Source organism: Streptomyces roseochromogenus subsp. oscitans DS 12.976 (genome assembly GCF_000497445.1).
In the GTDB taxonomy this organism is placed as follows: domain Bacteria; phylum Actinomycetota; class Actinomycetes; order Streptomycetales; family Streptomycetaceae; genus Streptomyces; species Streptomyces oscitans.
In genome coordinates this window covers 9,380,246-9,400,074 of record NZ_CM002285.1, presented here as the reverse complement: position 1 = coordinate 9,400,074, position 19,829 = coordinate 9,380,246, and the positions used below count along the sequence as shown (strand labels likewise).

The 19,829-nt window shown below is 69.2% G+C and carries 16 protein-coding genes and 2 pseudogenes; 5 read left to right on the top strand and 13 right to left on the bottom strand.

Going from position 1 to position 19,829, the window contains the following annotated elements; all coding sequences use genetic code 11:
- Positions 1 to 241: 241 nt before the first annotated feature.
- The 4 genes from M878_RS99140 to M878_RS000000100825 form a co-directional block, all read right to left on the bottom strand.
- Complete coding sequence (locus M878_RS99140) at positions 242 to 349, bottom strand: ALQxL family class IV lanthipeptide (RefSeq protein ID WP_023553646.1); 108 nt, start codon at positions 347 to 349, stop codon at positions 242 to 244.
- A gap of 5 nt (positions 350 to 354) precedes the next feature.
- On the bottom strand, positions 355 to 3,123 hold the full coding sequence (lanL, locus tag M878_RS90295; RefSeq protein ID WP_078630530.1) for a class IV lanthionine synthetase LanL: 2,769 nt from the start codon (positions 3,121 to 3,123) through the stop codon (positions 355 to 357).
- A gap of 55 nt (positions 3,124 to 3,178) precedes the next feature.
- Positions 3,179 to 4,174 carry a radical SAM protein gene (locus tag M878_RS50345; protein WP_031227303.1) on the bottom strand — a complete coding sequence of 332 codons (996 nt, stop codon included), beginning with the start codon at positions 4,172 to 4,174 and terminating at the stop codon, positions 3,179 to 3,181.
- Between the two features lie 209 nt (positions 4,175 to 4,383).
- Positions 4,384 to 4,788, bottom strand: coding sequence for a hypothetical protein (locus tag M878_RS000000100825; RefSeq protein WP_023553642.1), 405 nt, complete (start codon positions 4,786 to 4,788; stop codon positions 4,384 to 4,386).
- Positions 4,789 to 5,790: 1,002 nt separating this feature from the next.
- Here M878_RS000000100825 and M878_RS90285 point away from each other — a divergent pair.
- Positions 5,791 to 6,546 carry an IclR family transcriptional regulator gene (locus M878_RS90285; protein WP_023553639.1) on the top strand — a complete coding sequence of 252 codons (756 nt, stop codon included), beginning with the start codon at positions 5,791 to 5,793 and terminating at the stop codon, positions 6,544 to 6,546.
- Between the two features lie 649 nt (positions 6,547 to 7,195).
- Here the strand turns inward: M878_RS90285 and M878_RS90280 are convergent.
- A complete protein-coding gene (locus tag M878_RS90280) occupies positions 7,196 to 8,698 on the bottom strand; it encodes an ArnT family glycosyltransferase (RefSeq protein WP_023553638.1) in 1,503 nt (500 codons plus the stop codon).
- 1,306 nt (positions 8,699 to 10,004) lie between these two features.
- On the opposite strand from M878_RS90280, the gene M878_RS90270 reads away from it, so the two are divergent.
- Positions 10,005 to 10,973 (top strand): TolB family protein, encoded by a 969-nt coding sequence (locus M878_RS90270; protein ID WP_023553636.1) that lies wholly within the window; start codon positions 10,005 to 10,007, stop codon positions 10,971 to 10,973.
- 711 nt (positions 10,974 to 11,684) lie between these two features.
- Here the strand turns inward: M878_RS90270 and M878_RS000000102060 are convergent.
- A pseudogene (locus tag M878_RS000000102060) lies at positions 11,685 to 12,166 on the bottom strand (winged helix-turn-helix domain-containing protein); the annotation flags it as partial.
- Entirely contained in the window at positions 12,163 to 13,038 is an 876-nt protein-coding gene (locus M878_RS50330) for a hypothetical protein (protein ID WP_023553633.1), read from the bottom strand. The pseudogene M878_RS000000102060 and the gene M878_RS50330, both read right to left, overlap by 4 nt.
- Before the next feature lie 152 nt (positions 13,039 to 13,190).
- Here M878_RS50330 and M878_RS92700 point away from each other — a divergent pair, with 152 nt between their 5' ends.
- Both M878_RS92700 and M878_RS50325 read left to right on the top strand, forming a co-directional pair.
- Entirely contained in the window at positions 13,191 to 13,571 is a 381-nt protein-coding gene (locus tag M878_RS92700; RefSeq protein ID WP_023553632.1) for a transposase, read from the top strand.
- A 720-nt stretch (positions 13,572 to 14,291) separates the two neighbouring features.
- A complete protein-coding gene (locus M878_RS50325) occupies positions 14,292 to 14,807 on the top strand; it encodes a hypothetical protein (RefSeq protein WP_158692866.1) in 516 nt (171 codons plus the stop codon).
- A gap of 750 nt (positions 14,808 to 15,557) precedes the next feature.
- Here M878_RS50325 and M878_RS90250 read toward each other — a convergent pair.
- Together M878_RS90250 and M878_RS90245 are read right to left on the bottom strand one after the other, a co-directional pair.
- Positions 15,558 to 15,809, bottom strand: coding sequence for a competence protein CoiA family protein (locus tag M878_RS90250; RefSeq protein WP_023553629.1), 252 nt, complete (start codon positions 15,807 to 15,809; stop codon positions 15,558 to 15,560).
- Between the two features lie 367 nt (positions 15,810 to 16,176).
- Positions 16,177 to 16,597, bottom strand: a pseudogene (locus M878_RS90245) (IS30 family transposase); the annotation flags it as partial.
- 70 nt (positions 16,598 to 16,667) lie between these two features.
- On the opposite strand from M878_RS90245, the gene M878_RS90240 reads away from it, so the two are divergent.
- The gene (locus M878_RS90240) at positions 16,668 to 17,537 is read left to right on the top strand and encodes a trypsin-like serine peptidase (RefSeq protein ID WP_023553627.1); all 870 of its coding nucleotides are present in this window, start codon (positions 16,668 to 16,670) and stop codon (positions 17,535 to 17,537) included.
- A 146-nt stretch (positions 17,538 to 17,683) separates the two neighbouring features.
- Here M878_RS90240 and M878_RS000000100820 read toward each other — a convergent pair whose 3' ends face one another.
- The 4 genes from M878_RS000000100820 to M878_RS90225 form a co-directional block, all read right to left on the bottom strand.
- On the bottom strand, positions 17,684 to 17,848 hold the full coding sequence (locus M878_RS000000100820) for a hypothetical protein (protein ID WP_023553626.1): 165 nt from the start codon (positions 17,846 to 17,848) through the stop codon (positions 17,684 to 17,686).
- A 7-nt stretch (positions 17,849 to 17,855) separates the two neighbouring features.
- Complete coding sequence (locus tag M878_RS98665; protein WP_023553625.1) at positions 17,856 to 18,245, bottom strand: hypothetical protein; 390 nt, start codon at positions 18,243 to 18,245, stop codon at positions 17,856 to 17,858.
- Positions 18,246 to 18,298: 53 nt separating this feature from the next.
- A complete protein-coding gene (locus tag M878_RS90230; protein ID WP_023553624.1) occupies positions 18,299 to 18,691 on the bottom strand; it encodes a hypothetical protein in 393 nt (130 codons plus the stop codon).
- A gap of 240 nt (positions 18,692 to 18,931) precedes the next feature.
- Positions 18,932 to 19,654 carry a dienelactone hydrolase family protein gene (locus M878_RS90225; RefSeq protein WP_023553623.1) on the bottom strand — a complete coding sequence of 241 codons (723 nt, stop codon included), beginning with the start codon at positions 19,652 to 19,654 and terminating at the stop codon, positions 18,932 to 18,934.
- Positions 19,655 to 19,829 lie beyond the last annotated feature (175 nt).

Below are 19,829 nucleotides of genomic sequence, written 5' to 3'. Positions count from 1 at the left end.
ACCACTGGGTGTTCCCGCAGGTGATGGGGCATGGCCACAGGCCGTCGTTTTCGGCGTCCGGGAGCAGGTGAAGGGCCCGCACCTCAGCGGCGGCCCTGTCAGTGGCGTCCGTTACATCCTCTTCGTTCATCTATATCGCCGTCCTTCCGTCGCTGGACGCAGGGGTGTGCGAGGTGCACGAGCGCGCCGGCCGTCCCCAAGAGTTCTCCTGGAGAAGGCCGGCGCGCCTGGTGCGGTCCGATCACTCCGCGGACGTCGAGGTCCACGGGCAGGTCCAGGTGCACGGGTAGAGGCCCGTTTCGGGCTCCTCCTCCTGCAGGTGCTGCAGAGCCTTCACATCAAGCTCCATCTGTCTCACCTCCCTTCGGTTCCGGTCCGGTCTCCTGACTCACCGGCCGTGTGTGCCGTGTACGGCCCGGCGAGCGTCCTTGGCAGCCACAGGCGGGGCCCGCCGTCCCGCAGGCGCAGCAGGAAGGCCAGCACTCCGCTGAGGCCGGTGCCGTAGTCGGTCACGACCGACGTTCCGGTCTCATCCGGTGCGAGCACGCGCCCGTCGCGGATGGCGTGGCGGGTGTGAAGGGCGACCGCCAGCTGCTCGGCCCACCGGGTGTGCCGCGGCTGTCCGCAGGCCTGGGCCAGGTCGAGCAGGAACTCCCCGTCGCCCGCCAGTCCGTGGCACTGGGCGGTTCCCGCGTGCCAGCGGGTGCGACGGACAGCGATGGCCGCCGCCTCAGCGCCGGCTCGCAGCCGGGCGTCCCCGTTCTGCTGCCACAGCCGCAGCAGGAAGGTGCCGATGCCGGAGGAGCCGCTGCACCAGTTGGTCTTGCGTGCCCCGCCCGAGGGCCCGGCGGTCCAGTAGGCGGCGCCGCCGTCGTGGTGGGCTGTGGTCAGAAGTGTCTGTGCGGCCTCTTCCGCGAGCTCCGTGTACGCGCTCTCGCCAGTGGCCCGGCCTGCGGCGAGCAGGAACGTGCCTGTGCCCGCGACGCCGTGGGCGAAGCCGTAGTGGACGAGTCCGGCGAGGTTGGACGGCCAGTCGCGCGGGATGGGCCACAGGAGCCGGTCGTCCCGGCGGACGGCCGCGGCGGCCACGGATTCGGCGGCCTCGCCGGCTCGGCGCAGGAAGTCCTGGTCGCCGGTGGCCTCCCAGAAGCGGAGCTGGGTCATTCCGGCGCCCGCTGAGCCATGGCAGATGTCCGGGTTGGGCCACCGCAGCGGTATGCGGTGGGCGAGGTCGGCCGCGGTGTCGGCCAGTGTGTCGTCCCCCAGGGCCTCGGCGGCGTCGAGGAGGGCCCACGCGGTGCCGGAGCGGCCGAAGTACAGGCCGGGCAGCGCACGCGGCTCCCGCCCGGTCCGGCGGACGATCCAGCCGGCGGCCGTGGCGACGGCTTCCCGCAACTCCGCTCCGGGTTCGGCGCGCAGCGCCCGGGCGAGCACGCCCAGGACGCCTGCGGCGCCGTGCTGGATGTTGAGGGGGTCGCTGGTGGCGCCGAACGGTGAGGGCGGCCAGAGCCGGTCGGCGTCGGGGGTCATCGTGGCCAGGAGATGTTCCAGCGCATCGCCGGTGAGCTGCTTGAGCTCGGGCCCGGCCGGCCGCCTCGGTACCGCCGTGCTCACCGCGGGTGGCGCCGGCCGGGCCTGGCCGGACAGGGCGCGCCGTACGTCCGCGAGGCCTGGCCGCTCTTCGGGCCGCTCGTGCAGCAACGCGAGAACGAGGGGCGCGTACCGCTGCGCGGCGGGGTTGTCGCGGCTCAGCTGGTCGAGCAGGCCCGCGATCCGCTGCCGGCCGGGACGGGCGGGCGGATCATCGGGGGCGAGCAGTGGGTCGACGCCGGTGAGCAGGTACAGCAGCGTCGCACCGAGGCCGTAGAGGTCGGCGGTGGGGTCGGGACAGCCGTCGCAGGCGCGGGCGGCGGCTTGTTCGGGGGCCGCGTAGCCCGGTGTGTGGGCGTGCACCACGCGTTCGCCGGGACGGGAGAGGAGTTCGAGGTCGATCAGCCGCAGCTGGTGGTCTTCGGTGACCATCACATTGTTGGGGTTGAGGTCGCGCAGGACGAAACCCTCGCAGTGGACGAGCTCCACCAGGTCGGCCAGGCCGGTGGCCAGCCGCTCGGCGAGCGCCATGGGCAGGCCCCACTCGCCGCCGCCGTCGTCCACGGCTTCCAGGGTGATGTTCCCCGCGACCCACTGGCGGAGGGTGACTCCGGCGATGGCCTCCTGGACGAGGAAGAGTTCGCCTTGCTGCTCGAAGAGCGCGACGAGCTGCGGGGTGCGGCCGGAGGACGCGAAGTGCTCCAGCATGGCGGCTTCATGGCGCCGGGCGTTGCAGATGTCCGTCCCGGTCGCGGTGGCCCCGGTGTGGGGGCGCGCTTGCTTGATGATGACAGAGCGGCCGTCTCGTTCGTCGGTCGCCCGGTAGACGCCGCCGGTGAAGGCGTGGCGGACGACGTCGCGGACGACATAGCGGTCGTTGAGCCGTACAGGCCGGGGTGCCGTTGTTCCGGAGGCGGGCGGTTCGGGCCGCTGTCCGGTGAACGGATCGCGCGGCGCCCAGGGCGGTGGAGAGAACCATGCCTCGCGCCGGTCCCGGTCCAGCGAGCCGTCCGGGGCCATCAGCATGACCTCGTACGATGCCTCGTTGCCCAGCATGGGCACCCCCTGGAAGGCGCCGAAGCGGTAGTGCACCAGGCTGCCGGGCCGGTAGGGGCGGTCGGAGAGGATGCCGGGCCCGGGCAGGCCCTCGGTGACGCGGTGCAGTTCCTCCGCGAGTGCGCGCAGCCGGTCGTCGTCGCCGTCCGGGTAGGCGGTGATGAATTTCCCGCCGCTGCTCCGGGCCGTTTGGCGCGCGCAGAGTTCCGCCACCCGGGAGAGGGTTCCGGCGAATTTGAATGGGCAGTGGTGGTCGGCCAGGACCTCAGCCGTTCGCGCCAGCACCAGCGGGGCGGACAACGGTGTCGCCGAGATGTGCAGTTTCCATCCTTGAATGCGTGCTGAAGCCTCCGGCAGCCTGACATGGCACCAGAATTCGCCCGGCCTGATCTGCCATTCGTGCGGTTGGTGACGAGAGAGAACGGAACGGACGCAGTCCACGAGCAGCGACCGTTCCGCGATGCGGCCGGGTTCCATGGGCTTCCACCTTCGTCCGGTACCGACAACGCGAGACAGAGAGGTCAGTGAGGGGTCAGCGATATTCGGGGCGCCGGGCTATTCTGGCGCGGTCCTCGGCGGTGCCGAAGTGGTGGTCGATGCGGCGGGCGGCCTCGGCCCATTCCCTCATGGTGCGCACGGGCGTCAGCGTTTCGACGACGAAAGGGTCACTTCGCCGGGCAACCGCCTTTTTCCACAGGGCGTTCGGGTCCTCGTCCAGGATGTTTCCCACCGTGCCCTCGTAGATCGGCATGGCCCGCACTCCGCCGTCCGGTTCAACCTGCATGGCCGGCAGGGCCCAGCCCTTGGCGAGATCGTCAGGGTGCATCATCAGCATGCGGTTGTCCTCGACGGTGATGTCCAGCGTGCCGGGCGCGAGCGACTGAAGTCGTTTGAGCTGCCAAGCACTTGCCGTGCGGCGGATCAGCGCGTCGTCGAGGAGCTCGCGTTCGGCGAATCCGGCGCGGTTGGCCAGGCCGGAGGGTACCGTCACCCCGAAGACCAGGTGCCTCATGGCGGGAAAGCGCGGCACGATGTCGGTGCAGAATTTCTCCAGTTGGTGGATGTTGCTCCGCATCAATGAGCAGTCGATCCCGAAGGTGCCGACATGGGCATGAAGTTGCGCGGCGAGGTCCCGGGACGCCTCGTCCAGAAGACTGAGCGTGCTCAGCGCGCTCTCGAAGGAGCGGGCCCGGCCCCTGATCCTGTTGTGCACTCCGGCGGTGGCGCCGTCCAGGCTCACGGCGATCCGGTGAAATACTTTCAGGAGTTCTTCGGCCAGGGCCCGGTCGACATTCCACCCGCTGGTGTAGAGGACCACCGGGATTTCCGCCCGAGTGATGCGTCCGGCGACTTCCAGAAGCCCCTTGACAAGGAGAGGTTCTCCGCCGGTGAGGGCGATACCCAGTGGGCGCAGGGATATCAACGCGTCAGTGACTTGGAGCAGTTGGGCGTGATCGAGTTGCCGTGACGGCCGTCGGCCGGACTCCGAATAGCAGTGCGTACAGCGCAGCGGACAGGAATACGTCATGTCCCAGATTACATCTGTGGGGCCGCTCAGCGTATTCACCGAAGGATTCCCCTCCCAATCATCCCCCATGGATGGGCCGTCTGGAGCGCCGGCCACAAATTCACCGTAATGGCGCGGCAGTCGGCCGCACGAGTCGCGTTCCACTGAGCGGAACAGCACGCCAGGCCCCAGGGCGATTGCAAAGTCTGGTGATCTTGTATCGCTGCTGGTCAGCTGAGTCCGAGGACGTTCAGTGGCCACTCGAAGGGGCGGAGGGACATCTCGCGGAGGGCGGCGGCGATGTTGGTGTGACCGGCGGCGAGGAGTGGGTTGATGGCGGGCTGCGGAGGGTGGCCAGGTTCTCTGGGCCGTGTCCGGTGCGGACTTGGGAGGCGTCCTCGTGGGAGGGCGGTGTCGCGTACGAAGTGGAGCCTGTTTTCGATCACCAAACGCGATCGGATGATCTTCGCGATGCGCTCGGGCGTGGCCTGGCGGCTGGTGAGGTCGGGGATGACGTAGACCGTCTCACGGGTGCGCTTGCCGGTCTTGGCGCCGGCGCGGTGCCGGACGATCCGCGCGACCTGGGCGGCGTAGGGGAATTCGATACCGGGGCCGGTGACGGTCAGGGTCTTCACGACGCGGATCTCCAGCCGGCCGTGCCCCGACTGCGGTCGTAGTACTTCGCCCGGACTTCTTGTCAGGGCATGGCCTTGAGCTGGGTGTATAAGGTCGGCTGGTTGGCTTTCACCGTGAAGGCGCAGCGGGTCTTCTCCTCCTCGGCAAGGCACCAGGCCTGATCGCGCTGGGTATGGAGGGCGCGTCCGCGGTCACCGTGACCCCGACCAGGTCGTAGGATTCCAACAGGGCGGCAAAGCTGGTGATTTCGTTGGTCTTGTCCGGCACCAGCAGCTGGGCGACCGCCTGCCCGGCATCCGTCATCGCGGCCAGCAGGGGCGTGGCCGGACTGCCGGAGGTACGCGAGCCACCCGCGGTTGCCGTCTACGGCCAGGGGGTCGGCCTCTGGAGGGTCGCATCCAAGCAGGTCGGCCAGGCCGCCTAGACAGGTGCAGTTCATCAGGGGCCGGACGGTCGACCCGCTCGGTGTCACCCGGATACCGACACACCGTCGCCGTGCGGGCACCGAGCCGGGCGAGCGTGTCCTGCGGAGCGTTCTTCTCCCACCGGCCGGGCAGGCAACCAGCAGCACACTCAAGAACGGGTGAGGCTTCCCCTGTCGGTCCCGAGGATCCGCCAAGGTCGCAAGCCGCTCCGGCAAGTCCGCGATGGCGCGGTGCCAGCAGGCGGGCGAGCTGACCAGACAGACACGGGCAGACCGACTGAACCTCGAAGCTCCTGTTGTGAACGGAGACTTGGAGAGTCATCCGTCCTCAACGGGAGCTTCGTTGCATGGGTGACACCCCCGGCGGGCATCGTCACACGGCGGTGACCAGCACATACTCAAGATCGATCCGACCTTGTCATCGCCCTGCGCCGGGCCCGACCACGCGGCCGAACCTGCCGTACCACTCCCCCACTGGCTCCCCAACGGCAGTCCCATCAGCCGATTTATCCCCATGACATGGGACGTTTATCCCCGCTGCCTTGACTGGTTCCCGGAGCGGAAGGGGGTCGGGCCCATGGCGGGGCGAGGGTCGGCGGTCCGGAAGCCGGATGAGGATCCGTTCCCCGGACGGAGCGTACTGGAAGGGGCGTTCGCGCTGCTGGAGACACTGGCGGAACGCAACGAGGCGGGTCTGGCCGCACTTGTCGCGGGCAGCGGCCTACCCAAGACGACCGCATACCGCCTGCTGGAGCAGCTCACCGAACTCGGCGCCGTGGAACGCCATGGCACCTGCTACCGGGTGGGGTCACGGATCTTCCGGCTGGGGCGCCAGTGGCAGCCGCATCCCGGCCTGCGGGCCGCAGCACGGCAACCGTTGCAGCGGCTGGCAGGCACCACCGGTGCCAGCGTCTGCCTGTGCGTACTGCGCGAAGGCCGCACCATGGCTGCCACAGGTATCTCCGGCATGGTGGACGAACTGGCCCCCCTGCAGGCGGGCGCGACCTGGCCCTGGACCACCGCGGCGGGAAAACTCCTGGTGGCGACGGGACCCCCGGCCGTCCCGCTGGGCCCACTGCCGACCTCTTGGAAGCGAGAGGCGAAGGCCATCCAGGAGAGCGAAGTGGCCGTGGATCGTGAGGAGTTGATCCCCGGAGTCTGCTGTGTCGCCGTACCGGTGAGCCTGCCGCGCGGCAAGGTCGTCGGCGCCCTGTGCGCCATGGTCGACCCCGCGCAGGACCTGCGACGGCTGGCCCGGATCGTCACCCAGGCCAGCCGGGCAGTCGGCGCGGTGTTGTGTGACGGAAGAGCCACTGCCTTGGGGGCACGCTGACCGCGATGAAGGCGGGAAGCGGAAGCAGCTGCCGAGGACGTGAATGGGCGTGTCCCTGACCAAGGCACGGCAACGTGTCGCTCAGCAAGCAGGTCCCGGCTTGACTACGGTCACGGTCGGACTGGGCTGCCCGGAGACTTGGGCGACCCGACCCAGGCAGAAGGAGAACTTTGGCACCACGGTTCCCGGATGGAAACGCAGGCGACCGACCCGGACTTCCCGTTCTTTGCCTACAGTCAGGTGCCCATCGGGCTCGTCTGAGCAGAAGAGCCGCCTTTCGGCGTGCTCAGCCGGAGCCCATCGACGTCACAGCGGCAGTAAGCCAGGGCTCCGTCGTCCGTCCCGGCTACCAACAGCCGATCGTGGACAAGGGCGGATCGTTCCACGTGCCGCTCGGGTTGGAGAGCGGCACTGAGGTGCTAGCGCTCAACCACGTCGTCGCTTCGGACATGCTCGTCGAGGCGATCCGCCAGCCGGAAGGTGACTTGGGCAAGACCGGCTTGGAAGTGTTCCCCAGCGCGTTGAGAGGCGGCAACACACTCGGCAACGGGGTGAGCGGCGGTCATGGGTTGATCATGGTGCTGAGTACCAAGAAAAGGCTAGGAGTACAGAGCCACCTACGGGTGAACGTGCAGAGGAACCTGGCTGCTCAGTATCGGCGCAGCAGCGGCCAGAGCACGGGCCATGGCCGGTCCGGCCCCGCGCAGAGCACCACGGCCGCGTGCTGCTCCTGGTTCGCGGTGCCGTGCCCGTTGTCGACGCGTGCCACCGTGTGGCAGGCGGTGAAGTGCTGCTCCAGCTCGGGATAGCCCGCCGGGTGGACGAGCAGCACCGGACCGGTGGCGGTGGCCGACGGCGGGCCCCAGGCGTGCAGGCCCATGTGGCCGGAGTACGATGCGGGCAGGCCGAGGGCGGGCCCGTACCGTGCGATGGCCCCGGCCTCGCCGTAGTTCGCGGTCAGCAGCACGGCGGTGGCCCGCCGGTCGGCGGGGATCGCCTCCCAGCCGGTGGCAGTGGCGCGTGCGAGCTGTGGCCAGCCGACCTCCTCGCCGAGGTCGGGGTCAACGGCCATCGGCACGGTCAGCGCCGATGCGGGCAGCACCGGCAGGGCGGCCAGGGCGCTGGTGAGCAGAGCCGCGAGCAGTCCGCCTGCCAGCCTGGCGCGGTGCTCGCGGATCCAGTGGGCGTAGGGCTCGCAGCCAGCGGCGCTGATCGCGTACAGCAGCGGAATCGGGTAGTACCCCTTGCCTCCGCCGGCCAGCACCAGCAGGCACAGCACCACCCAGGCCACCGCGACCGGTCGGGCCCAGCGCAGCTCCGGTCGGCGCGACAGCCGACTCAGCCCGGTCAGCCACAGGGGCGCCAGCACCGGGGAGAACTGGAGCAGCTGCATCGGCAAGGCGAGCAGGCGCCCGCCGATTCCGACATCGGCACTGATTGCGTGAGCTACCGTCAGCTCGGGCCAACCGCGCACGGCCTGCCACCACAGGGTCGGGATCGCGAAGGGCAGCGCGGCGAGGACAGCGGTCAGGGGGCCCAGCAGCGCGCGTGGACGCGGTACGAAGAAGCCGCGCGGTCCGGCCGTCAGCGCACCCAACGCCAGGGCCGGCAACAGCCCCAGCACCAGCAGCTTGTTCAGCAGTGCGATCCCGACCAACGCCCCCAGCGAAGGCCACCAGCGGAATTCGCCCGTGCGCAGCAGTCGGAGCGTCAGCAGAATGATCGCCAGCCAGACCGTCAGGTCGAAAGTCGCGGTGGAGAGCAGGTGGCCGATTCCGAGCGTATAGCCCGAGCAGGCCGCGGCTCCTGCCGCCAGTACCTGCCCGCCCTGTCCGGCACCCAGTTCGCGGGCGACCAGAGCAGTGAGCGTGATCGTGACCGCGGTGAGCAGCGCGGGCAGGATCCGCACGCCGGTCGGGGTGGAGCCGAACAGCTCCGCGCCGAGCCTGGCAAGCAGCGGGGTGAGTGGTGGCTGGTCCGGGTAGCCCCAGGCCGGGTGCTGGCCGGCGAGCAGGAAGTACAGCTCGTCGCGGTGAAAGCCGTAGCGGCCCGACAGTGCGATCAGCAGCGTCGCGGCCGCAGCCGCGATCCCCCCGACCGGCCCGGCTGCGAACAGCCGCAGGCACGGCTGCGCATCCCCCCGAGTGAGCATGCCGGCATTCTGACAGTCCAGACGGGGCCGGAGAAGGTCCCAGAAGGCGATGGGCCGCTCTTCGCCGGTGAGTCCTGGGCTCCTACAGACGGCCATGTATGTTCGCTTGTACCTACCTGTGCACATGGACTCGTACGCCGACAGCCTGTCAAAGCCGCGCGGAAAGTCCGGGCCGGCTCGTCACGAACACGACGAAGCCCCAGCTGAACCGGACTGACCTTCCCAAGTCGCCCTGAACCGCCCAGGCTTCGATGTGCCGTCAGTCTGCTAGCGTCCGCCTCGCCAAGACACCGGCCCGTCAACGCGGCACGAGCGTGGGCGTGGTGGGGCGGTTGCTGCCGGACCGGCGCTGTCGGCGCGGGCGACGCCAACCGTTCGTGAGCGTGCTGCTGATCGGCGCGAGCACGGCGTCGACGGGCGCGAAGTCGTATGCGGCGATCGGGCAGTGAGCCACCTCCGCGCCGCAGCACAGCCCGGCCCGACTCCGCGCACAGGCGGTCGGCGTGCTGAGCATCCGCATCCCACCGAACACGGCAACCATCCGGCAGCTCGCCGGACCCGTCTGCCCCGGCGGGCTGGCCGAGCTCACCGGATACGACCCTGCCGGTCAGGACACGCTCGCCATGGCCGGCAAGTCAGCGCGGGGCTCGCGGGGCACGGTGACAGTCCAGCCGAGCACCTGCCGACAGCAATGACCAGCACCGGGCAAACCGTCACCCAACTGCGAGTATCCGACCGCACCAACGAGACCACCTGCTTCCCCGCCCTGCTCGCCCCGTTCGACCTCACGGGAGTCGTGGTCACGACCGACGCACGGCACATTCAGCGATCCCACCCCCGATTCCTGGTCAAGGAGAAGAACGCGCACCGCCCACTGGGCGTCGAGGCCAGCCAGCCAGCCCTGTCCCAGCAACCGCGTTCCCTGCCCTGGACACAAGTCACCGCCCGCCATTACCAGCACGGCCAAGGACTCCGCCCCCGCGCGACCCAGGCCGTCAGAGCTCCGACCATCACCGATCCGGACCTGAGCTTCCGCCACTCCATCCAGGCCACGAGGATCACCCCCTGCCGCACCGAACTGAACTCGCCACGTCCAACTGCTCTCCCATCCCACGATGAAGGGTCAGCACGTTCCACATGAAGTGGTTCTGTTTGCACTGATTGTGCGCGACGGGTGTCCGTGACGCGTGCGGCCCTTTAACCTGACGCTCAGCTCCGAGGGCGATGGGCCGCAGGGGGCGGCTCGATCGGAGCCTGTGGCGTTCAACTCGCCTTGTTCCAGGGGGGATTCATCGTGCGCTTACGCTTGACCACGCCCATCACCGTCGCATGGGCACTCGCGGTCAGCTGCGGACTGGGCACCACGGCGGCCACAGCCGCCACCGCTTCACACCACATCAGGAACGGCCAGATCGCCACGGACTACGGCGCGGAGGTCATCTATCTCCAGAACACCGATCCCGTCACCGGCGCCACCTCCGACATCGGCGCCCCGAACCGGATCAAGGGCTGCAATCTCGCCGCCTCGCAGGACGGGAAAACGCTGGTCTACAGCACCGTCTGCGGTTACTTCACGGACCGCGGCGGCGACACCGTCAGCGTGATGAACCGCGACGGCACGGGACAACGTGTGGTCTGGCAGATGCCGCCCGACTTCGGCAACCGCCAGTCCGTAGTGGGCAACCCCGCGATCTCCCCGGACGGAAAACGGATCCTCTTCGGGACGTTCCCGCACGGTCCCTCGCAGACGCGCTACTGGACCATCAACACCGACGGCACCGGCCTCGCACCGCTCGACCTCGGTGTCAGCACAGCCCCCGACGGCGTTCCCCGCTTCTCCCCCGACGGCCGCACCCTGGCCTTCACCGTCGGGGGCGTGATCTGGCTGAAGAAGGGCAACAAGCCCGCCGCACCGCTGACCGTCAGGAAGCCGGGACTGCCGAACGACCCGTACGGATGGCTCCGCTGGTCCCCGGACGGCAGGCACCTGGTCTTCGCCGACGGCAAGGGCCTGTACGAGGTGGCCGCCAACGGCTCGACCTGGCGCACCCTGGTCACCAGCCCCAACAGCACCACGGGCTACTTAGAACCCACTTACTCCCCGGACGGGACACAGCTGGCCTTCATGTCGATCACACCCAGTGGCGACCGCGGAGGCGATCTGCTGAGGAGCATCGTGGGCCTGACCCTCGCCCGGCCTGGCACACCACGCACGATCCTCCCAGGCAATCCGGCCTATCAGGTCGCCGACCCCGTCTGGCTCCCGGCGCGGTGACGCTCGTTCGCTGAGCCGTCCTCGGCGGCCGGCATCGGTGAACATCTTCGGTCACCAACAGCCGCCGGAGATACCCGGGTTACCGAACTGCTGGCCGCCTGGGTCCGCCACTACCGCAAGCTGGGCATCGAGCGGTTCCTGATCGCCTTCCACTGCCCCGAGCACGTACCCGAGATCCGTCGGCACGAACTCCAGGCCGTCGCCCGGGACGCGGGCATCATCCCCGGCCGCACCAGCGCCGGCCCCTGGCGCTAGCACACCAACAGCGAACCGCGGTACGCACGTCGGCACCGGGCCGGGCTGGCACCTGCTCGCCGACGCCGACGCGTTTCACCACTACTCCGGCCCGCTGCTCCAAGGTGATTGCCCACGCGCACAAGACCGGCACCACGTCGTCGGTGGGCTGATGCTCGACCGGGTCACCGCGAGCGGACGCCTGACCGGCTGGCGCCTTGACGGCGGCCTGGACAACGCCCTTCCTCTCGGCGGCCACCTCACCCACCTGGCTCCTGCACGCCGCCCGCGCAAGATCGTCCTGGCCTGCCCGCGACGTCACCGTGGTCTTCGGTAACCACCGGGCTCCCGGCCACCACCCGGATCCCGACCGCATCCGCGCGGTGCACAGATTCAATTGGCGCGCGACGGCGTACGACAGGACATCGAACGCGGTGCCGTCCACTCCGCGGACGGCACTTGGCGGACCTACTCCCCGGCGCGCGGCGGCATCATCGAGAACCCGGCCTCGTACTCGAAGACGAGATAGGCCCCCAGCGCCGACGCAGTCATTCCACCTGCGGCCACACATCCTTCTTCCACAAGCCCACTGCCTGCTCGTCGCGTTCCAGCGCCCGGCGGGCGGGACACTGCCAGAACCAGCCGTGCCGGTGCATCAGCCGCCACACCACCGCCGACGAGCAGTCCAGCCGGAACTTCCGGGCGATCAACACTCTGGTTCGGGCCAGGGTCCAGCGTCGGTCCTCCCAGCCATGCACGGCCGGCCCCCTCGCCAGTTCCCTCTCCGGCTCGGCAAACCGGCTATCGGACAGCTTGGGCGGTTTCGGCGGCTCCACGGAGGCGAGGGCGGCCATGCCACCCTCCCGCCAGGCACGCCGCCGGCGTTCCACCGAACGCTCGCTCACCCGCAACGGTCCGGTCCGGGCTTGCCTGCGTCCCCACGATGCCCGGAGGATCAAGCGACGTTCGCGAGCTTCTGGCGCACGACGATCGCATTGAGCCGGACCGCGAACGGTGCGGTGTCAGTCAAGCTCAGAGTCCCCACACGGGACTTGCCGAAGCCCACGGTGACGTCGGCGCAGAAGGCGACGGCGTACAGGTACGCGCCGGCTTGCTCGTCCTGGAGGGCGAAGAACAAATCGCGGTAGTAGCTCGTCTGGTCCGGCCCCTCCTCGTAGTAGGCCAGTCCCGGCTCGCCCTCCTGCGCCGCGAGACCGGTGAAGGCATCTACGAGGTCGCGCTCGACGGTGTCCCAGAACGACGCCTCAGCCGCCTCGGGCGGGAGCGCCTGGCGGACCGCCTCCTTGAGGGAGAGCGCCATCACCAGGACCGGCGCCTCTTCCTGGAGCCCCCAACCACGGACCATCTTGACGATTTCACTGTCGGGAAGCATGGCGGCGGCATCGCGAATGTGGCCGAAGTCGTAGTTCACGGTGGCGGGCGCGATCGCCTCCTGGAAGGCACGCCCCAGGGCTTCCGCCTGGGCAAGATGAGGCTCTCCCACCTCGGTGACGATCCTGAAACAGGCTGCCAACTTCCCCTCCTTAAACATTTTGTTGCACTGGTAGGGCGTCAGTATGCCGTAGCTGTGCGCCACCGCGCCCTGCGGGGAGCCGGTGCGGCAGGCGCCCCGCGTGACAGTGACGCCTGTAGGGGCGGCTGGGTGCACGGCCCCTCCACTTCGAGCAGGACGCGGCTTCCGGAACGCCAGAAGGTGGCCTCGGGTGCGCTTCACGCCGTCCAGGTCCCGGCCGGCCAGGATCCGGCCGATGCAGAACATGCGGGATTCGGCGGTCTCCTCCGCCTGCTTGTCGAGCTTCGTCTGCGCCATCGACCGTGCCCATTCGTTCTGTGTCCCGGGACCTCACACCTGGAGGCGGACACCGACCGTTAGAGCGTTGGCCCGCACCGGACAGCAAGCTCAGGTGAAATGGTGAGGTTGAGTCACCAGCGCGCTCGCTGGCGATACGGCTGCGTGACAGTGTGGGACAGGTCTTCGATGACGCGCTCTTCGCAGCCGCATTCCCTGCTGATGGGCGGCCGACAGCCTCGCCCGGCGCGTCGGCGATGGTGTCGGTGATGCAGTACGCCGAGAGGCTGTGCGACCGGCAGGCCGCCGAGGCCGTGCGGGCGCGGACCGACCGGAAGTACTTGTTGGGCCTGGACCTCGACGGCAGCGGGTTCGACCACTCGTTGCTGGCCCGGCTCCGGGCCCGGCTGGTCGCGCACGGACTTGAAGAGTGCGTCTTGGAGACGGAGTTGGAGGCCACGTGGGCCAGGGGCTGCTGCGCCGGGGCGGACGCCAGCGTATCGACTCCACCCGGGTGGTGGCCGACGTGTGCGTGCCGAACCGGATGGAGTTAGTTGCCGAGACCCTGCGTGCTGCGCTGGAGGCGCAAGCCGCGGGTGCACCGGACGGCTGGAGCAGGCCCTGGCGGAACGGTCGACCGACTGGCTGCGCCGCATACCCGCCCTGCAGATCTTGCGCCAGGTGTGGGTGCAGCAGTACCACCGCGGCCCGGACGGCGTGCACATCCGTGAGGGCGAGGACCTGCCCCCTGGACACTAGAGGCTGGTAAGCCCCCATGACACTGAGGCCCGCTACGGCATTGTCTCCTCGTTCATGGGGCGGTCGGGTCGGCGGACCCGCAGGAACTGGCCGCAGTGGGCGACGGAGGGCATGGGCCGTTTGTCGGGTGGCAGGTCGGTTCGGACGGCTGCGGGCAGTGGGGCGATGGCGGGTCTGGCTGGTGGTGGAGGGCATCTGCGGCGCTTCTTCGGGTCCGGTCCGGTATCGGCGTCGGATGCCTTGCGGGCTTCCAGGGCGACGGCATCGGCGGTGAGAGCACCGGTCTTCAGGGCCGCGGCAAGACCGATGACGAGGTGTTCGTGAGGCAGATGGGACTGGACAGGAGGACCTCGATCAGGGTCCGGGTGTCGTCGCGTTCGCCGTGGGCTTTGACGGCGGCACCCCACCAAGCGTCGTGCATTAAGGTGAACCGGCTGGCGGCACCGGCCTGAGGGGGACTCATGGGATCGATGTCGGGTGCGCCGTGGGAAGTAGTCCTGGGGTACACCTCCTACTTGGCCGCTACGCTGGCAGTCCGCGACGCGCTCGGCATCCGTGACCCGCTGGGCATACCGGCAGTCATAGCGCCGCCGAGCCTGGCTGTCGAATCGACTGTGCACGGTGCCAAGGAAGTTGACGCGGAGTGGCTGCGGTGGTGGGACCGCGCTCTGGCCGCCTCGGAGCAGGATGAATCGGCGGTTCCTTTGTCGCCGGGCGGCTTGCTCGGCCGCGTTGTCAAGGACAACCGCGATATCGTCCGCCTGTGGAGCGCCGAACGCAAACGCGAAGTCGCGAACGCGAGCCGCCCTCGGCGTGGTGCTCCGCGCATGAGGGATGCCGTACGCGAGTACGAGAGGACCACCGGTACCCGCCTCGGCGGATTCCGGATCAAGGTGACCGCGTTGCCCGTCACCGGCACCCTGTTCCTCCCGATCAGCAGATACCGCATCCTCGTCAGCGCTGAACTGCTTCGGCACCGCGAGGCATACATCCGGCGTGTCATCGCACATGTGGCGACGGAAGGCATCTGAATCATCCTCACAGCGCGATCGCCGGCTGGGAGTAGCCGAGAGTCCCCGGCACTCCCCAGACGCGGGTGCCAGGGCCGTCACCGTGACCTGGGGTTACGAGCGCGACGCGGCCATCACTCGGGAGCGCAGCAGCGCGGCCGTGAGTATGTCCGCGCACTGCCACGAGTAGTTGGTGACCTCTTCAAGAGACAGCTCTACGGGCGAGCCGGATTCGAATGCAGAGTGCGCCTCGAGTCCGCCCGCGACCCAGCCCCCTCCCACTGCGCCCCGGCCACGGGCCACGCGCCGGTGGTCTGCTTCACCCATCTCTTGGCCGCCTTCAGCAGCCGCTGCTGGTCTGGGGGCGGCCGCCGCTGGTACCAGGGTGCATCGGCGTCGGGGACGTACGCGGGTAGGGATGCGGGTGCGGGGGGCTGGTGTGCCAAGGCGTAGCCTGCGGCTGCTTGGACGGCCTCGGAAGTGGTCCAGCCGTCGTGGTGGTGTGCAGGTCGGCGGTGATCCAGGGGAACGAGGTGGCCGTGCAGTAGATCGCCGACGATCTCCCCATGGGCCCGCTCCTCGCCGTCGCTCCAGCCAGCGTGTTCGGGACCGTGCCGGGGAAGCTGCGGGTCGCAGACTTCCGGAGAGCTCACGACGCTGAAGGAGTTCACGAGCGGGTGGGTGCGCGTCCACGGTCCGTGCTGGGCTGCCGACCGGTACAGGCGTGCGGCAGGCACGTGATCGAGCCAGCGGGCGGCGCGGTGGGTGAGTTCAGACGACGCCGGCTCTGTCGGCGTCGCAACGGCGAGTGCGCGCGAGGACGTCGACGAGGGACGCGGAGGACAGTTGGGCCTCCAAGGCCGTTGGCCGCCCGTCGGGAGTGGTGACGAGCACGTCGGCCCGCCAGCCCCCGTGGGCGGCGGCCACTTCCAGCTCAGCCTGGTGGCCGGACTCGCGCGCGGTCGCGTCCAGGGCCTGTTCCAGGCTCCGGTGCTCTTCCGTCTTGCCAGCCGCCGCGCACATCGCGGAGCGGCGCTCGTGCTCGAAGAAGCGTCCGCCGCGCTAGGAGACCTTGGCGTGCATGGGCAGAACGCACTGGGCGCAGGTCAGAGCGGGCGCGGCCGGGCCCCGTAGACGGCTTCCCAGGGCAGGTCGCAGCCGAGGTGGTCGAGGGTCGCATCGAGCGTCCCGTGTCCTGCGGCAGCTGTTGCGGTACCCGGAGAATCCACGGTGCTGGCGCGGCCCACGACCTGATCAGCCCACGACCTGATCAAAGGGGGGACTGCCGACTTTCAGGCAATCGCGCCTCCCAGCCGGGCCAGTGCCGCGCCGAGGAAAAAGCGCCGACGGGGGCGGACTCCATTGATCATTGCAACACGTGGTCGGTTGATCAGGCCGCGAGAAGTTCAGACAGGCGCTCAGCTGGAGTTTCCCAGCCGAGCGTCTTGCGTGGGCGGCTATTGAACTCGGCAGCGACGGTGTCCAGGTCATTGCGGGTGTGGACCGGCAGGTCGGTGCCCTTGGAAGTACTGCCGGATCGGGCCGTTGGTGTTTTCGTTGGAGCCGCGCTGCCAGGGGCTGGCCGGATGGCAGAAGTAGACCGGGATGCCGGTGGCGACGGTGAACGCGTCGTGGGCGCCCATCTCGCGTCCCTGGTCCCGGGTCAGGGACCGTCGGAGGTGGGAGGGCAGGGGCTGGACCGTGGTGACCAGCGCGTCCAGGACACTTTCGGCGCCGTGGTCGGCGGGCAGGTGCAGGAGCATGACGTAGCGGGTGGCACGCTCGACCAGCGTCCCGATGGCCGATCCGGACGGTGGATTGTCACGGGAGCCTCCCGGTGAAGCACCTCGCGAATTCCCGGCCCGTGTCAATAATGACCTTGTGCGCTCGCTAGCCAGGAAATCCATCCTGCCCCTGACGCTGGTCATCATCGGGGCAGCCGCAGTGGTGGGCGACGCCGCGGAGGAAACCTATACGCCCAGAAGCAGCGGGCGCAGCGGTTTCGGCAAGTCCGGCGAGCCGGGCCAGTCCCCGCAGGGCCAGGACCAGGACCTCTCCGCGACGGCCTCGGCCGAGGACGGCATCGCGTACACCCCCCGCAGGACCGAGGAGAACGCCCGGATCGGCGCGATCTTCGAGAAGGACGACCAGGGCGACCACTTCTGCACGGCGAGCGTGGTGCGGAGTCCCGGCCGGAACATGCTGATCACCGCGGCCCACTGCGCCTTCGACGCCGACTCCGGACAGCCGGTGAACGACCTGGTCTTCGCCCCCGGCTACCGCGACGGCGACGAACCCTCCGGCCTGTGGAAGGTCAGCAAGGTGGTCGTCGACGACCTCTGGGCCACGTCGCAGGACGAGGCCCTCGACGTCGCCTTCCTCGTCCTCGACCAGAAGGACGGCAAGCACATCCAGGACGTCCTGGGCGGCAACACCCTCGGCATAGACCGCGGCTTCGACAACAAGGTCAAGATCACCGGCTATCCCACCAGCCGTGACACCCCGATCTCGTGCCAGAACCGCACCACGAAGTTCAGCGACACCCAGCTGCGCATCCAGTGCACCGACTTCGAGGGCGGGACCAGCGGCAGCCCCTGGCTCGCCGACTACGACCCCAAGAGCCACACCGGGACGGTCATCGGCGTCCTGGGCGGCCACGAGGGCGGCGGCGACCAGGACGATGTCTCCTACGCCGCGTACTTCGACGACGACATCGCCAAGCTCTACCGGCGCGCCCAGGACGAGGACTGACCCCAGTTCATCCGCACCCCGCTCACGGCGAAGGGCCTCCTGACTCAAAGGGACAGCGGGACAGGACCACTGTCGCAGCCCGAGCCCCGCCCAGGGCGCTTTTCACCGGCACCCGCACTTCCCGATGGCCGAGCCCGTGCGCTCGTTCAGCCGTCCTGCTGCTGGCCGAGGAGGATGGCGAGCTGGGCACGCTGCTGCTCTTCCTCGGCCATGACCCCGGCGAGGATCTCCCGGTCGACGTAGCCGCCGACGGCCTCCATCACGAGGCGCTTGAGTTCGGCCGGTTCCAGTGCCTCAACCTCCCGCTGCACGGGACGGTCAAGGTCGAAGCCGTAGCGGCGGGCAAACCCGGGCCAGCGCGGATCGTCCCTCTTCCCTTCCGCCGACGGCAGCTGGTACGCGCGCACCTGCCCATCCACTCCCGTTCGGCACCTTCCGTTCCGAACTCGATGTCCACTGCCGGACGTCGTCGACCAGGCTCTCGATCGTCTCGTCGAGCCGCTGCCGCTGCAGCCCGGGGCGGAGGGCTTCGACCTCGACGGCGGTGTGCGGATCGATGCCTTCGCGCAGGCACTCCTCGCGGTAGCGGGCAAAGTTGACGTCGTGGGTGGTGAGCCGGCCGGAGCGGACGTCGTCGGCGGTGATGGAGATCTGCCGGAACTCCGGGTCGAGTTCGCCGTTGCCGTAGCGCTCCATCCGCTCGACCACGCAACGAGGGACACATCTGCCGGTAGGAACCCAGTCGCCGCAGAAGACCACCGTCACTCCTTTGCCTGGTGCACGTACTGCTGCACCGCCTCGTGGACGAAGGCCTTGGAGGACTGGACGCGGCAGGAGTACAGGCGCACGCCCCAGGCCGAGGTGATCGGCAGGAGCACGCCACCGACCGAGTCGTTCTCGCACCAGACCGCAACGCGGCGGGACTGCGAGGCCCACAGATCGCGCCGATAGGTCTCCGTGTTGCGCTGCATGGCATCGTCGAGCGAGTCGTACCGGGTCTCCTGCCGGACCATGTGAGTTCCGTCGGTGATCCACTCCCAGGGCAGCCGCCCAGTCTCCCGCAGGTGGCCGACCTCGCGGACGTCAACCGAGTAGTTCCTGCGGGAGTGGCCCATGTGCTTGTCCCGCAGAAGCCCGATGCCGAGGCGGTACACATGGCGGACGCTGCACGGCCAGGCGGTGCCACCGTCACGGCCCTCCACTCGGGAAGCTGCGATGAGACCCCAAGTAGCCGCCGCCCCGACCGCCGGGTACCGCCGATGGCCGGTACCACCGCGATCGGGGCGGTTGTGCATCTGCTGGCCACCGCCATCGAGGAGGGCCGGGACCTGTCCTCGACGAGCGGCATCTGGCCGACACCGCCTACCGTCTGCTGCCTGCCTGGCGGACCGGCCTCACTTCAGGTGCCGGCCGAAGAACCGGTCCCCCTCCTCCATCTCGAACCACGGGGTGCCGGTGTGCCCGCCCAGATTGGCGTGCAGCGTCTTCTTTTCGGTGCCGAAGGCGTCGAACAGGTCCAGGGCCCGCTGCCGGGGGTTCCCTTCGTCGTCCCACTGCAGCAGGAACAGCAGCGGAATAGTGACCTGCCGGGCCTCCTCGCGCTGGGCGCGGGGCACGTAGCCCCCGGCGAAGAAACCGGCGGCCGCGATACGCGGCTCGACCGCCGCCAGCCGAATGCCCACGGCGGTCCACCCCGAGTACCCGACCGGGCCGCCGATCTCGGGCAGTGAAAGGAGGGCGTCCAGGGTGGTCCGCCATTCCGGAACCGCCTTTTCGACCAGCGGGCCGATGAAGGACTCGAAGATCTCGTCGACCGGCTCGCCGGTCTGCATCGCCCGGCGGAGGTCGGCGCGGGCCTGCTCGTCGGCGGCGGAACGGGGCCGGTCGCCGCACCCGGCGGCGTCGATGGTGGCCACCGCGTAGCCGTACGCCGCGGTCTGCCGGGCCCTGGCCACCAGCCGGGCTTCCCTCTTGGGCAGGGCGTTGTTGTGAGCCATCAGGATCAGCGGGGCCGGTGCGGCGGATTCAGGCGTCCACAGGGTGCCGGGGATCTCGCCGAGGGTGAATTCGCGTTCGAGGACGCCGCCGTCGAGGCGCTGTTCGGAAGTGAAGTGCATGGTCGTGCCTTTCGGGAGTGCTCTTGAACGGCACTCCCGGACGACCTATCGCCCGACCGTGACCCCGGAGGGGAGCACCCATGTCGATACTGCGTTCACGGGTACCACCTCCTCGTTCTCTCGCACGGCCTCCGGAAAAGTAGCAGCGGTCGCCGTGGTCCGCCAACGGGTTTTT

What these genes read in the sequence shown, in the direction of transcription:
- M878_RS90225 (WP_023553623.1), bottom strand. Translation starts at nt 19,654, where the DNA reads ATGCACTTCACTTCCGAACAGCGCCTCGACGGCGGCGTCCTCGAACGC.
- M878_RS50330 (WP_023553633.1), bottom strand. Translation starts at nt 13,038, where the DNA reads ATGGCGCAGACGAAGCTCGACAAGCAGGCGGAGGAGACCGCCGAATCC.
- M878_RS50345 (WP_031227303.1), bottom strand. Translation starts at nt 4,174, where the DNA reads ATGACGTATTCCTGTCCGCTGCGCTGTACGCACTGCTATTCGGAGTCC.
- M878_RS99140 (WP_023553646.1), bottom strand. Translation starts at nt 349, where the DNA reads ATGGAGCTTGATGTGAAGGCTCTGCAGCACCTGCAGGAGGAGGAGCCC.
- lanL (WP_078630530.1), bottom strand. Translation starts at nt 3,123, where the DNA reads ATGGAACCCGGCCGCATCGCGGAACGGTCGCTGCTCGTGGACTGCGTC.
- M878_RS90285 (WP_023553639.1), top strand. Translation starts at nt 5,791, where the DNA reads ATGGCGGGGCGAGGGTCGGCGGTCCGGAAGCCGGATGAGGATCCGTTC.
- M878_RS90250 (WP_023553629.1), bottom strand. Translation starts at nt 15,809, where the DNA reads ATGTGCGCGGCGGCTGGCAAGACGGAAGAGCACCGGAGCCTGGAACAG.
- M878_RS90280 (WP_023553638.1), bottom strand. Translation starts at nt 8,698, where the DNA reads ATGCTCACTCGGGGGGATGCGCAGCCGTGCCTGCGGCTGTTCGCAGCC.